Annotated in this window: 12 protein-coding genes; 8 read left to right on the forward strand and 4 right to left on the reverse strand. The window is 75.2% G+C overall.

Annotated elements, in window-relative coordinates:
- Nucleotides 1-851: zinc metalloprotease (locus tag ABZW03_RS26840; protein WP_355263309.1), on the forward strand; the 851-nt coding region annotated here is incomplete at its 5' end.
- Between the two features lie 11 nt (nt 852-862).
- Here the strand turns inward: ABZW03_RS26840 and ABZW03_RS26845 are convergent.
- On the reverse strand, nt 863-1,249 hold the full coding sequence (locus tag ABZW03_RS26845; protein WP_355263312.1) for a hypothetical protein: 387 nt from the start codon (nt 1,247-1,249) through the stop codon (nt 863-865).
- Between the two features lie 147 nt (nt 1,250-1,396).
- Between ABZW03_RS26845 and ABZW03_RS26850 the strand changes: the two genes are divergently transcribed.
- Both ABZW03_RS26850 and ABZW03_RS26855 read left to right on the forward strand, forming a co-directional pair.
- Complete coding sequence (locus ABZW03_RS26850) at nt 1,397-1,858, forward strand: universal stress protein (protein ID WP_355263315.1); 462 nt, start codon at nt 1,397-1,399, stop codon at nt 1,856-1,858.
- A gap of 51 nt (nt 1,859-1,909) precedes the next feature.
- Nucleotides 1,910-2,758 (forward strand): DNA-formamidopyrimidine glycosylase family protein, encoded by an 849-nt coding sequence (locus ABZW03_RS26855; RefSeq protein WP_355263317.1) that lies wholly within the window; start codon nt 1,910-1,912, stop codon nt 2,756-2,758.
- Here ABZW03_RS26855 and ABZW03_RS26860 read toward each other — a convergent pair.
- Together ABZW03_RS26860 and ABZW03_RS26865 are read right to left on the reverse strand one after the other, a co-directional pair.
- Entirely contained in the window at nt 2,706-3,341 is a 636-nt protein-coding gene (locus tag ABZW03_RS26860) for a uridine kinase (RefSeq protein ID WP_355263320.1), read from the reverse strand. The genes ABZW03_RS26855 and ABZW03_RS26860 overlap by 53 nt on opposite strands.
- Nucleotides 3,342-3,373: 32 nt before the next feature.
- A complete protein-coding gene (locus ABZW03_RS26865) occupies nt 3,374-4,678 on the reverse strand; it encodes a PQQ-binding-like beta-propeller repeat protein (RefSeq protein ID WP_355263323.1) in 1,305 nt (434 codons plus the stop codon).
- Nucleotides 4,679-4,854: 176 nt separating this feature from the next.
- Here ABZW03_RS26865 and ABZW03_RS26870 point away from each other — a divergent pair, with 176 nt between their 5' ends.
- Nucleotides 4,855-5,421 carry a Uma2 family endonuclease gene (locus ABZW03_RS26870; protein WP_355263325.1) on the forward strand — a complete coding sequence of 189 codons (567 nt, stop codon included), beginning with the start codon at nt 4,855-4,857 and terminating at the stop codon, nt 5,419-5,421.
- A gap of 12 nt (nt 5,422-5,433) precedes the next feature.
- Here the strand turns inward: ABZW03_RS26870 and ABZW03_RS26875 are convergent, their stop codons facing one another.
- The gene (locus ABZW03_RS26875) at nt 5,434-5,760 is read right to left on the reverse strand and encodes a DUF4326 domain-containing protein (protein ID WP_355263328.1); all 327 of its coding nucleotides are present in this window, start codon (nt 5,758-5,760) and stop codon (nt 5,434-5,436) included.
- 115 nt (nt 5,761-5,875) lie between these two features.
- On the opposite strand from ABZW03_RS26875, the gene ABZW03_RS26880 reads away from it, so the two are divergent.
- The 4 genes from ABZW03_RS26880 (at nt 5,876) to ABZW03_RS26895 (ending at nt 12,388) form a co-directional block, all read left to right on the forward strand.
- The gene (locus tag ABZW03_RS26880) at nt 5,876-8,404 is read left to right on the forward strand and encodes a SpoIIE family protein phosphatase (protein WP_355263331.1); all 2,529 of its coding nucleotides are present in this window, start codon (nt 5,876-5,878) and stop codon (nt 8,402-8,404) included.
- 156 nt (nt 8,405-8,560) lie between these two features.
- A complete protein-coding gene (locus tag ABZW03_RS26885; RefSeq protein WP_355263334.1) occupies nt 8,561-10,252 on the forward strand; it encodes a histidine kinase in 1,692 nt (563 codons plus the stop codon).
- A 149-nt stretch (nt 10,253-10,401) separates the two neighbouring features.
- A complete protein-coding gene (locus ABZW03_RS26890) occupies nt 10,402-11,076 on the forward strand; it encodes a response regulator transcription factor (protein WP_355263340.1) in 675 nt (224 codons plus the stop codon).
- A gap of 550 nt (nt 11,077-11,626) precedes the next feature.
- Nucleotides 11,627-12,388 (forward strand): transglycosylase family protein, encoded by a 762-nt coding sequence (locus ABZW03_RS26895; RefSeq protein ID WP_355263337.1) that lies wholly within the window; start codon nt 11,627-11,629, stop codon nt 12,386-12,388.
- Nucleotides 12,389-12,507 lie beyond the last annotated feature (119 nt).

Genomic DNA, 12,507 nt, shown 5'->3' on the forward strand with positions numbered 1-12,507 from the left:
AGGAGCACAACGCGGACGATGGCGCCGGTGCGGCCGGTGCCGCGGCCCGGCTGCCGGCCGGCAGCCGGCCGGTCCGGGACCCGAACGAGGTCAGCGCCGAGGAGGCCCGGGCGATGCAGGCCGACCTCGACCGGCGGCTCGCCGGACTGGGTACCGGCCGGGTCAGGTCCGCCACCCCGGTCACCGTCCCGGTCCACTTCCACGTGATCCACGACGGCGACGCCGGACGGCTGGACCAGGCCGCCGTGGCCGGCCAGATCGACCACCTCAACGAGAGCTACGGCGGTCAGGGCGAGGGCAACGCCGTGAGCCCGTTCCACTTCGAGCTGGTCGGCACCGACTGGACCGACAACGCCTCCTGGTACACCGGCATGACCCCGGGCTCGTCCGCCGAGCAGGCGATGAAGAGCGCCCTGCGCAAGGGCGACCAGGGCACCCTCAACCTCTACACCGCACGGCTCGGCGACTCCCTGCTCGGCTGGTCGACCTTCCCGAACGCGTACCGGGCGAACCCGGTCGACGACGGCGTGGTGGTGCTCGACGCCTCCCTGCCGGGCGGCGGCGCCACCCACTACGACGAGGGCGACACCGCGACCCACGAGATCGGCCACTGGCTCGGCCTCTTCCACACCTTCCAGGGCGGCTGCCGGGCCCCGGGCGACTACGTGGACGACACCCCGGCCGAGCGCAGCGCCGCCTCCGGCTGCCCCGAGGGCCGCGACACCTGCAGGGACGCGGGGCTCGACCCCATCCACGACTTCATGGACTACAGCTACGACTCCTGCATGACCGGGTTCACCCCCGGGCAGGTCCAGCGGATGGCCAACTCCTGGGCAGCCTACCGGAGTTGAGTCCTATTGGCTCAGCAGGACACCACGAGGTAGAGCAGCGTCCGGTCGCCCTCGGAGGAGCGGAACTCGTACGCCAGGTACCCCAGTTCGCAGGCCTCCCGCCAGGCGGCCGGGCGCTCCTCGGGGGCGAGCAGGGCGGGCACGTAGTGGCCCGGGGAGGCCTCCACCAGCTCGCCCCGCAGCCCCACGGTCAGTTCGTCCGCGTGGGCCGCCAGCCGCCTGGCCAGCCGCTCCTCCACCGGGCCGCGGGCCAGCCACCAGCGGCACCCCCCGGCGTCCACGAAGCCGCCCTTCTCGATCGGGTCGTCCAGGTTCCAGCGCCCGGGCTCCTCCTTCGGCGGCAGGGCGGCCAGGACCTCGGCGAAGCCGCCGGTGCGGCGGTGGGGCTTGCTCGGCATTCGGCCATCCTCCCAGGTCACGACCGTCGACCGCACTGGAATTGAATGCGGAGGGCCGCTTCCGGCGTGGCAGAGGCAGGTCGTTTGTCCGATTTGATCTATGTTCGGACGGTCGGGACCGATCAGAGCAACCGAAGGAGCAAGGGCATGACTGCCAATCCCCGGATCGTCGTCGGCGTGGACGGCTCGCCCGCCTCGGAGCAGGCGCTGCGCTGGGCGATCGACTACGCGAAGGCCGTCGGCGGAGCCGTCCACGCGATCGCCGCCTGGGAGTACCCGGCCTTCTACGGCTGGGCCGGGCAGGGCGTACCGACCGTCGAGACCTTCAACCCCGAGGAACTCGCCGGGAAGACCCTCAGCGACACCATCGCCAAGGTGGCCGGGGACGACGCCGGCGTGCGGATCACCGAGACCGTGATGCCCGGCAACGCCGCCCAGGCGCTGCTGGAGGCGGCCAAGGGCGCCGCGCTGCTCGTCGTCGGCAGCCGCGGCCTCGGCGGCTTCTCCGGCGTGCTGCTCGGTTCGGTCAGCCGCCACCTCACCGAGCACGCGCCCTGCCCGGTGGTCGTGGTGCGCGAGGCCCACGGCGCCCCGGGGCAGTCGGAGTAGGGCGGCGGGGGCGGTGAGCCGCCGGGCCGCCGCGCGGACCAGAATGGAGGCATGCCAGAAGGTGACTCCGTCTACCGCGTGGCGGCCCACTTGCACGAGGCCCTCGCCGGACAACCGCTGACCAGCGCCGACCTGCGGGTGCCCGCGCACGCCACCGCCGACCTCACCGGCCGCCGGGTGCTGGAGGTGGTCCCGCGCGGCAAGCACCTGCTCGCCCGCTTCGAGGGCGGCCTCACCCTGCACACCCACCTGCGGATGGACGGCCGCTGGGTGGTCTACCGCCCGGGCGAGCGGTGGACCGGCGGCCCGGACCGGCAGATCCGCGCCGTCCTCGGCACCGACCGGGGCACCGCCGTCGGCTACCGGCTGCCCGTCGTCGAACTGCTGCGCACCGCCGACGAGCGGCGGATCGTCGGCCACCTCGGCCCCGACCTGCTCGGCCCCGACTGGGACCCGGTGGAGGCCGTCCGCCGGCTCCTCGCCCACCCGGGCCGCCCGCTCGTCGAGGCGCTGCTCGACCAGCGCAACCTCGCCGGGATCGGCAACGTCTACGCCAACGAGCTGTGCTTCGTGGCGGGCGTCACCCCGTGGACCGAGGTCGGTGAACTCCCGCACCCCGACCGTCTGGTGGAGCGCGCCCGGCAGATGCTGGAGGCCAACAAGCTGCGCCCCGGCCACGTCACCACCGGCGACACCCGGCCCGGCTACCAGCACTGGGTCTACGGGCGGGCGGGCCGGCCCTGCCCGCGCTGCGTCACCCCCGTGGCCACCGGACGCCAGGGCGCGCCGCCGCGCGACCGGGCGGTGTTCTGGTGCCCGTACTGCCAGCGCGGCCCGGCCCCGCAGGTCAGCTCCGCTCGACCAGCGCGGGGTGGCGCGGGTCGTCCACCCGGACGGTGACGTCGGCCTCCTCTCCGGGCCCGGTCTCCGCCTCGTAGCGGGCGAAGGCGGGCAGTGTCCACTGCTGGTCGGCCGGGGTGCGGCGGGCCAGCGCCGCCGGGCTGAGCGCCAGGTGGACGGTCAGCTCCAGCGGCAGCCAGCGGCCGAGCAGCAGCGCGCCGTCCAGCAACAGCACGCCGCCGGGCGGGAGTTCGGTGTACGGGGCGCGGGTCGAGCGGTCGGTGACCGGGTCGCGCAGGGAGGGCAGGACGCGGCCGCTGCCGCCCGGCTCCAGCGGGTCGAGCACCTCGCGCGCCAGGGCGCCGTCGTCCAGCCAGAGGTCGTGGAACGCGTCCGCGTCCCGGTGGCCGTACTCCAGCCGGATCGAGGCCGGGCGCAGGAAGCCCGAGGCCGAGACCCGCAGCGTCGGGTGGCCGCGCAGCCGCAGCGGCTCCACCAGGGCGTCGGCGAGCGCCTCGGGCCGGGCGGCCGCCGCGCCGTCCACGGCGACCCGCAGGCGCCGGCCGCCGGCGTCGGGCAGGGCGGCGATGCGGTCGGCGAGCAGCTCGGCCAGGTTGTCGGGGGAGATCGGGCGTACCTGCATCGGGCCGGTCCTGCCGTTTCGTCGGGGCGCGCTCAGCGCAGGGGGATGGCGTGCAGGACGTCGTCGTGGCCGGCGTAGAGGAGCGTCCCGTCGGCGAGGTGCGTCCCGTCGGAGGCGAGCGTCCAGACGTCCTTGCCGGGACCGGAGTCGTGGAAGGTCCACCCCAGTTCGCCGGTCGCGGGGAGGATCGCGCTGACCCCGCCGACCGCCGTCCCCGGCACGAACAGCGTGCCGTTGGCGACCAGCGGACGGCTGCGGCGGTCCAGCGGGAACGGCAGCCGGCAGGACCAGAGCACCGCGCCGGTGGTCGCGTCGAGGCAGGTGACGCCGCCCTGGTCGCGCGGGACGAACACCTGGGGGCCGTACGGGAGGGGCGGCAGCGCCCGCCAGGACTCGCCCCGGGCGGGGGAGTGGCTCCAGCCCGGCTCGCCGGTGGGGCGCAGCATGCGCACCCCGCCGTTGCCGTCCGGGACGTAGACGTTCTGCCCGCCGACGACGCACCAGCGCAGCTCCTCGTCGCCGGGCGCGGTCCACAGCTCGCGGCCGGTGGCGGCGTCCCGGGCCACCACCTCGGCCCGGCCGCCGAGGAAGCGGACGCAGACGAGGAGGTGGCTCCCCGAGCCGGTGGCGGGCGTGACGGGCTGTTCCTCGTACCCGGTCGGGACGGACCACAGCAGGGAGCGGTCGGCGACCCGCAGCGCGAACAGGCGGTTCTGCGGCGCCGGCCGGTCGGCCTGCGGGCGGCCCCGGGAACAGCCGTAGAGGATGCCGCGGTCGTAGCCGGTGAGGCGGGTCCGGCCCTCGAGCTCGTCGGGCAGCGGCAGGCTCCAGTCGCCGGCCGGGTCGGTGAAGTGCCGGGCGTCGAGGTGGCCCTCGTAGGTGGTGGCGAACAGGTGGTCGGGGCCAATCACGACCTTGCCGAGCATGTCGAGGTCGCTGGGCCAGCTCCGGGAGGTCGGCGGGTCGAAGACCAGCAGCCGGCCGGCGGTGCCCCGGGCGGGGTCGAGGACCTGCAGGCCGCTCCGGGAGAGGTAGACGGGGCGGCCCGGCGGGTCGGTGAGCCGCTCCGGGGTCATCGGCTCCGGGCCGCGGTAGGTCCAGATCGGCGTCGGCCCGGACAGCGCGGTCGGGGTGGGCCCGGGCCCCGGTGCGGGGGAGGCCCCGCCGGCACCCGAACGGCCGAACGCCCAGGCGGCCCCGCCCGCCGCGAGCGCCCCGGCCCCGGCCAGCAGCCGCCGCCGGCTCGGCCGCCGGCGCTCCCCGCCGCCCGCGAGCACGTCCCCGGTGGCCTCCGCGCCGTCCGTTTCCTCGTCCCACTGCCACGACGTCTCGCGCACGGGCCCCCCGGACGACGGCGACTGCATACGGCTCCCACTTCCCCACCGGCGGCCCCGCGCCGCCACCCGCCCGGAGAATATCGAACAGTCCCCGAACCGTCCGAAACCTCCGAAACGCCGTACTAGGCTGTGCGGCATAGCACGAGACCCGCCCAGCAGCCCAGGGGAGGTAGGCCGTGACGGCCGAGATGATCGCACCCGAGTGGATGCACCGGCAGATCACCAGTGAGCAGTACGACTCCTGGACCGATGAGCAGTGTGCGGGCATCGAGATCGTCGACGGGATGGTGATCGTGTCCCCGAGCGCCTCCAAGCGGCACAACCGGATCGCCCGGTTGTTGGCCAACGCCCTGGACGAGGCGGGCGGTGTCGAGTGGAACGCCGACACCGACTTCGACGTCCGGCTGCAGGACGTGCCGCTGAACAACCGCCGGCCGGACGTGGTGGTCTACCGCGCGGACACGATCGACGAGTCGCCGACCAGACCCGAGCACGTCCTGCTGCTGGTCGAGGTGGTCTCGCCGGGGTCGGAGACCACCGACCGGGTGGTCAAGCTGGACCAGTACGCCAAGGCGGGCATCCCGTTCCACTGGCGGGTCGAGCAGTCCGTCGGCCGCGTGCCGGTCGTCCACACCTACGTGCTGGACGCGGCCGAGGGCGCGTACCGGGCGGGGGAACTGTTCACCGGAGTGGTCAAGGCCGTGGCGCCGTACCCGGTGGAGGTGGACCTCTCCGGGCTCTGAGCCACCCCGGCGTCAGACCGGCGGGTGGTCGGCGAGGTCGGCGAGGACGTCGGCGTGGCAGGGGAGCGGGGCGCACCAGCAGCCGAGGCGGCGGCCGCGCAGGGGCGGGACGAGGGCGAGCAGGTCGGGGCGGGCGAGCAGGTGGGCGCGGTACCGGACGAGCATCTGCTCGCGGGTGAGGTCCGGCCCCGGGCGGAACGGGCAGTGCAGCGGGGACTCGTCGAGGTGCCAGCCGCCGCGGTGCACGGCGCGGCCGACGTAGACGACGTCCCGGTACCCGGGGTCGTCGAGGTGGCCCTTGAGGTTGACCACGGTGGTGCGGCGGGACTCGCTCGGCATGCCGTCCATGCTGGTGCACACCGGCCTGCGGGGCAGCTCGGCGCAGCCCGGGGCGGCTCCGCGGCCGGTGCGGGCTCGCCTTGACACGGTTGCGGGCCGGGCGTAGCAAAAGAGCATGCGCCATCCGCACGCGACCGATGGGGCCCCTGGTGCGAGGCCCGGTCCGGACCGGCCGCGGGAGCCCGGCGCCGGTGCGGAGACGGACCGGGCGGCCCCGCCCTCCGTACGGGAGACGGCCCGGCAGGCGGACCACCGGCGGGACGAGCTGTTCGCCGGGGCGGTGCGCCGGGTGGTGGGGACCACCGGGGCGTACGGCGCGCTGGCGTACCTGCGCTCGCCGGACCGCCGCTCGCTGGTGCTGCGCACGGTCGCGGGCGTGCCGCCGGCGGTGATCAGCCCGTTCCGGCGGGTGGCCGCCGCCGGGCCGCTGCCGGTGGCGGTCTGCTTCCGGACCGGGCGCGTGATCACCCTGACCGACACCGAGGACACCATGCGGCGCTTCCCGCAGCTCGCGGTCGGCCTGCCGTACGACTTCGCCTCCGCCTGCGCGCCGGTGGCGTACGGCGGGGAGCGGTTCGGGGTGCTGAACGGGCTGTGGCCGGCCTCGGACGAGGGGGTGCCGCCGTCGGACGCCCGGCGGCTGGCCGAGGCGGCCGACCGGTTGGGCGAGGAACTGGCGGGGCTGGCGGAGCCCGGGCAGTCGGTGGAGCCGGGCGGCGAGGTGGCCGTGGTGGAGCTGTCGCCGCCGGCGGTGCCGACCGCCCGGGTCGGACTGTTCGACTGGGACGTGGCCACCGGGGCGCTCGCCGCCGACGAGCGGTTCCGGGAGATCTTCGGCTTCGGGCCGGGGGAGTTCGACGGCACGGTGGCCGCGCTGAACCGCCGGGTCGCCCCCGGCGACCTGCCGGAGTTCCGGGCCGCCGCCCGGATCGCGCTGGAGCACGGCGAGGTGCTGGCCGCCCGGGTCCGGGTGCTCGGGCCGGACGGCCGGCCGTACCCGGTGGAGCTGTGGGCCCGGGTACCGGTGGCGATCTCCGACGGCCGGACCCACCTGGTCGGCGCGGTGCTGGACGTCCGGAGCCTCACCGCCGCCGCGGCCGCCGTCGAACGGCTGAGCGAGGGCGTGTTCTCGCTCGACCCGGACGGCCGGATCACCTACGCCAACCGCGCCACCGAGCCGCTGCTCCGGGCCCGCCGCGAGGACCTGCTCGGCCACCACCCCTGGGACGTGCTGCCCTGGCTCGCCGACCCCTTCTACGAGAACCGCTACCGTGCCGCAATGCTCTCCCAGCGGCCCACCGCCTTCCTGGCCGCCCGCCCGCCGGACGGCTGGCTCGCCTTCTCCCTCTATCCGGACGCGCACGGCGTCACCGGCCGGGTGGTCGCGGCCGAGGCGCCGCCGGGTGCCGTCGAGCCGCCCGTCACCCCGCCGCCCGCCGCCCGCACCGGGCTGGGCGGCACCCACCACCTGCTCCAGCTGGCCGGCGCGCTCACCGAGGCGGTCACCGTGCGGGACGTCTGCCGGGCGGTGGCCGAGGAGATCCTGCCGGCCTTCGGCGGCCAGGAGCTCGCCATCTACGCGGTGCGCGAGCAGCGCCTGCACCTGCTCTCCCAGAGCGGCTACCCGGACGGTTTCCTGGACGCCTTCGAGGACACCCCGATCGACGCCCGGGTGCCCGGCGCGGAAACGCTCAGCACCGGCACCCCGATCTTCTTCGAGTCGGTGCGCGAACTCGCCGCCACCTACCCCGGCCTGGCCCTGGACGAGATGGGCGCCTGGGCCTTCCTGCCGCTGATCGCCTCCGGGCGGCCGGTCGGCAGCTGCATCATCGGCTTCGACCGGTCGCGCCCGTTCACCGTGGAGGAGCGCGGCCTGCTCACCGCGCTCGGCGGCTTCATCGCCCAGGCCCTGGAGCGCGCCCGGCTGTACGACGCCGAGTTCGTCCTGGCCCGCGGCCTGCAGCAGGCGCTGCTGCCGCACCGGCTGCCCGAGGTGCCCGGCATCCGGATCACCGCCCGCTACCTGCCCGGCACCCAGGGCATGGAGATCGGCGGCGACTGGTACGACGCGATCGTCACCGGCGGGGACGTCACCCTGGTGATCGGCGACGTCGAGGGCCACAGCGTCGGCGCGGCCGCCGCGATGGGGCAGCTGCGCAGCGCCGTGCGGGCCTTCGCCACCGGGGGCGAGCCGCCCGACGCGGTGCTCGCCCGCACCAACCGGCTGCTGCTCGACCTCGACCCCGGACTGCTCGCCAGCTGCTGCCTGGTCCGGCTGACCCCGGCCACCGGCCTCGCCCGGCTCGCCCGGGCCGGGCACCTCCCGCCGGTGCTGCGCCACCCCGACGGGCGGGCCGAGGCGCTGTACGTCCCGGGCGGGCCGCTGCTCGGAGTGGACGAGCGGGCCGAGTACCCGGTCAGCGACCTGCGGCTGGGCCGTGGAGCGGTGCTCGCCCTCTACACCGACGGGCTGGTGGAGGACCCGGCGGCGGAGATCGACCAGGGCGTGGACCGGCTGCGGGCCGCGCTGGCCCGGGCCGTGCCGGGGGAGGGGCTGGAGCAGGCGGCCGAGCGGCTGCTGCGCGAGGTCGGGTCGAGCCGCCGGGTGGACGACGTGGCGCTGCTGCTCACGGCCGTCGGCTGAGCGGCCGCCGGGCGGGGCGGCCGGGCGACGCAGGGGGCGGCTGACCGGGCGACGCCGGGCCGGACCTCGGGCGGGGCCGGCCAGGCGACTTTCGTCGGCCCGGGGCGGCGACGAAGGAGGACGCGGCCGTACCGGCCGGACCGCTAGCCTCGACGGGTGGAAGCGATCGCGCGGGCCTGGAAGACAGCGGTACGGACGGCACTGCCGGGGCCCTGGCGGCCCCGCCGGGTGGTGGGCGAGACGGTGCTCGCCCTGCTGATGGGCGGGTTCGCGGCCCTGCTGGAGCTGCTCTCCAACAGCGGCCTCGCGCTGTGCTTCGGCCTCGCCGTCGCGGCGGCGTGGGTGCTGCGCAAGGGCCTGCCGGCCACCGTGCTGCTGGTCGCCGCGGCCCTCGCTGGCTGGTCGGCCGGACCGATGCTGCTGCTGGTCTGCGCGGGGTGGACGGCCGGGGCGCGGATCCGCCGGGTCTGGTCGCTGGTCGGCGCGTTCGTCGTGGGCTGGCTGCTGTTCACCGTCACGGGCGTGCTGAAGGACTCCGCCGTACTGAAGGACTCCGCCTCGCTCTCGCCGAAGCTGGTCCTGCCGTTGTCGCTCGGCTTCTTCCTGGTGGCCGCCGTGCTGCCCGGGCTCTACGGGCGCTACCGGGCGCAGCGCCGCGCCCTGATGGACGCGCTGCGCGAGCGCAACGAGCAGCTGCTGCGCGAGCGGGTCATGGTGGTGCACCAGGCGCGGCTGCGCGAGCGGCACCGGATCGCCCAGGACATGCACGACAGCCTGGGCCACCAGCTGGCGCTGATCTCGGTGCACTCGGGCGCGCTGGAGGTGGACCGGACGCTCACCGACCGGCAGCGCGAGGCGGTCGGGGTGCTGCGGCAGGCGGCGGTCGCGGCGATGCGCGAGCTGCGCGAGGTGGTCGGGGTGCTGCACGACGAGTCGACGGCGCTGCCGCCCGCCCCCGGGCCGTCCGCCGCCGCCGGGACGCCGGCCCGGGGCGGGGTGGACGGGGTCGGGGCCCTGGTGGAGTCCTCCCGGGCGGCCGGGACGGAGATCGCGCTCACCGTGGAGGGCGAGCGGCGTCCGCTGTCGGCCTCCGTCGACCACGCGGCGTACCGGATCGTGCAGGAGGCGCTCACCAACGCGCACAAGCACGCCCCCGGCGCGCCGATCGGCGTCGCGCTGCGGTACGAGCCGGACGCGCTGGTGGTGGAGGTGACCAACACCCGCGCGCCGGAGCTCGTGGGGGCACGCGTCGGCGCGGGCGCCGCGGTCAGCGGCGGTCAGGGGCTGACCGGCCTGCGGGAGCGCGCCCGGCTGGTCGGCGGCATGGTGCACGCCGGGCCCACGCCGGAGCAGGGCTTCCGGCTGGCGGCCGTCCTCCCGTACGAAGGGGCGGAGCAGGACGCGGCGGTGGCGGACGGGGCCGAGGACTGGATGGTGGACGGCCTGCCGCCGGTGGAGGAGGAGGAGACGGAGCGCCGGCGGCGCAACCCGGCGACGGGCTGCGCCCTCGGGGTGGTCGCGGTCGCGCTGACCGTGATCGGCCTGCTGGTCTGGGGCGTGATCGCCTTCGTCAAGGGCACCGACGACGCGACGGTGCAGAAGCCGATGTACGACCAGATCAGGGTCGGCACCGCGGAGTCCGAGGTGATGCGGACGCTGCCGCGCGGCAACGACTTCTTCACCGAGACCTATGAGGGGACGGGCCCGGACATCCCGTCGGGCGCGACGTGCCGGTGGTTCGTCCTGAAGGGTGTGCCCGGGGCCGGCTGGAACGAGGAGCACGTGGCGCGATTCTGCTTCCGGGACGGGGTGTTGGTGGAGAAGCAGGAGTACGTCGCCCGGGTCTGAGTGCCCCCGTGCGCGGGCGGGTGCTCCGACCGGGGCGGGCCGGACCGGTTTCGCGGCGCGGTGGCCCGGATCGGGGTGGTTCGGAGCGGCCGCGCCGGGATGTGAGGATGGTGCCGCAGCCGAAGCACCGTTCGAGGGGAATGACCAGCGTGATCCGAGTCCTCGTCGCCGACGACGAGCCGCTGATCCGGGCCGGGATCAGGATGATCCTCGGCTCCGCCGACGACATCGAGGTGGTCGCGGAGGCCGCCGACGGCCGGGAGGCGCTGGAGCTCGCGCGGGCGCACCGGGTGGACGTGGTGCTGCTGGACATCCAGATGCCGGTGATGGACGGGCTGACGGCGCTCGGGGAACTGGCGAAGGTCGCCCCCGGCGCGCGGGCGTTGATCCTCACCACCTTCGGGGAGCGCGAGAACGTCCTGCGCGCCGTGACCGAGGGCGGGGCTGGCTTCCTGCTCAAGGACACCGCGCCGCACGAGCTGATCCAGGCCGTCCGGGCGGCGGCGGGCGGCAACGCCTTCCTGTCCCCGGCCGCCACCCGGCACATCGTCGACTCGCTGGCCTCCGGGCGCAGCGCCTCGCTGGCCGCCCGCGCCGTGGCGGCGCGGCGCCGGCTGGAGGTGCTCACCCCGCGCGAGCTGGAGGTGTTGGCGCTGCTCGGCGAGGGTCTGTCCAACGCCGACGCGGGGGCGCGGATCCACATGAGCGAGGCGACGGTGAAGACCTACGTCAGCCGGATCCTGGCCAAGCTGGGCTGCGAGAACCGCGTCCAGGCGGCGCTGTTGGCGCGGGACGCGGAGCTCGACGGCCGTCACGGATGGTGATGTAGCGACAGCGGTCCGTGTCCGGCGTGACGGATGCCACTCGGCGGCGGTGCGGAACCGGGAACTCCGGGTGTGGCGGTGACGGTGCGTCAGCTGACGATTCCTCACCGTGGATGGCGTGTGAGCTTTCTCGGAGGGATAGGTGTGAGCGAGGGCACGGAATTCGACCATTTGATCTTGAAAATTCGGTCAAAACTGGTCAAATCGGGCATGGTTTCTTGATTGATACCGCCGGTAACAGTCAACTGACCTGCGAGGTCCAAGAATTGCTTGCTGCGTCCGGGTGATGCCCCCTAGCTTCATTGGCGGCGCAACGAGCGCCACCCGGGTTCACCCCGACGCACTGCCCGCCGACTGACCCGCGGCGCGAGGGCGGTGCCCGCCGACGAGGCCGGCTCGAACAGGCCGTCGGTGTGCGGAGGTGACCGGGGCGGCACGGCACGTCCGACACGTGTCCGGCCGCCCGTCGAGTGAGGTGAGCGAAAAACTGCCGGCCCATGTCCCGGGCCTGGTTCCGCATGCCCGCCCGGGACTTGTCGAGAGGACCTGTATGAATCCCCGTCACGAGACCGCCGCTGCCACCGACACCACCGCCACCGCCAAGCGCCACCGCGTTCGGATGGCGGTCATCGCGGGCGCCGCCGTCGCGGCCCTGCCGGTGGCCGGCCTCGTCACGGCCACCTCGGCCTCCGCCGCTACCGCCTCGACCTGGGACGCCGTCGCCCAGTGCGAGAGCGGCGGGAACTGGAGCATCAGCACCGGCAACGGCTTCCACGGCGGACTGCAGTTCACCCCGTCCACCTGGGCCGCGTACGGCGGCACGGCGTACGCCTCCCACGCCGGCAAGGCGACCAGGGAACAGCAGATCGCCGTCGCGGAGAAGGTCCTCGCCTCGCAGGGCCCGGGCGCCTGGCCGGTCTGCTCGCAGAAGGCGGGGCTGGGCAGGGGCGGTGCCCCGGCCGACACCTCCGGCGGCACGGCGGCCAAGGCGGCGAAGCCGGCCAAGCCGAGCACGAAGGCGGCGAAGCCCGCCGCCGCCCCCGCCGCCAAACCGGTGGCCAAGCAGCAGGCGCCCAAGGGGCAGCCCTCGGCCAGGCCGGCGCAGTCCGCGCCGGTGGCACCGGTCGCGCCGGTCGCGCCGGTCGCGCCGAAGAACACCGCCACGGGCAGCTACACCGTCCGGAGCGGTGACACCCTGAGCGACATCGCGGCCAAGTTCGGCACCGACACGGACAGCCTGTACCGGAACAACGTGCGCGTCATCGGCGGCGACCCGGACCTGATCTTCCCGGGCCAGTCGCTGGCCGTCTGACGAGGGCTGTTCGGCGGGCGGTGACACCGCCTGACGGCGCGAGCGCCCGGCAAGCCCTGTGGACCGGTCGAGCAGCAGCACGGGGACGGGGGCGCCGCAGGCCTCGGCCACAGATCGGA

This window comes from Kitasatospora sp. NPDC004799, assembly GCF_040609095.1.
Classification (GTDB): domain Bacteria; phylum Actinomycetota; class Actinomycetes; order Streptomycetales; family Streptomycetaceae; genus Kitasatospora.

Bases quoted from the DNA above. Each gene is read 5' to 3' on its own strand.
- ABZW03_RS26845 (WP_355263312.1), bottom strand. From the start codon at position 1,249: ATGCCGAGCAAGCCCCACCGCCGCACCGGCGGCTTCGCCGAGGTCCTG.
- ABZW03_RS26895 (WP_355263337.1), top strand. From the start codon at position 11,627: ATGAATCCCCGTCACGAGACCGCCGCTGCCACCGACACCACCGCCACC.
- ABZW03_RS26875 (WP_355263328.1), bottom strand. From the start codon at position 5,760: ATGCCGAGCGAGTCCCGCCGCACCACCGTGGTCAACCTCAAGGGCCAC.
- ABZW03_RS26850 (WP_355263315.1), top strand. From the start codon at position 1,397: ATGACTGCCAATCCCCGGATCGTCGTCGGCGTGGACGGCTCGCCCGCC.
- ABZW03_RS26855 (WP_355263317.1), top strand. From the start codon at position 1,910: ATGCCAGAAGGTGACTCCGTCTACCGCGTGGCGGCCCACTTGCACGAG.
- ABZW03_RS26880 (WP_355263331.1), top strand. From the start codon at position 5,876: ATGCGCCATCCGCACGCGACCGATGGGGCCCCTGGTGCGAGGCCCGGT.
- ABZW03_RS26860 (WP_355263320.1), bottom strand. From the start codon at position 3,341: ATGCAGGTACGCCCGATCTCCCCCGACAACCTGGCCGAGCTGCTCGCC.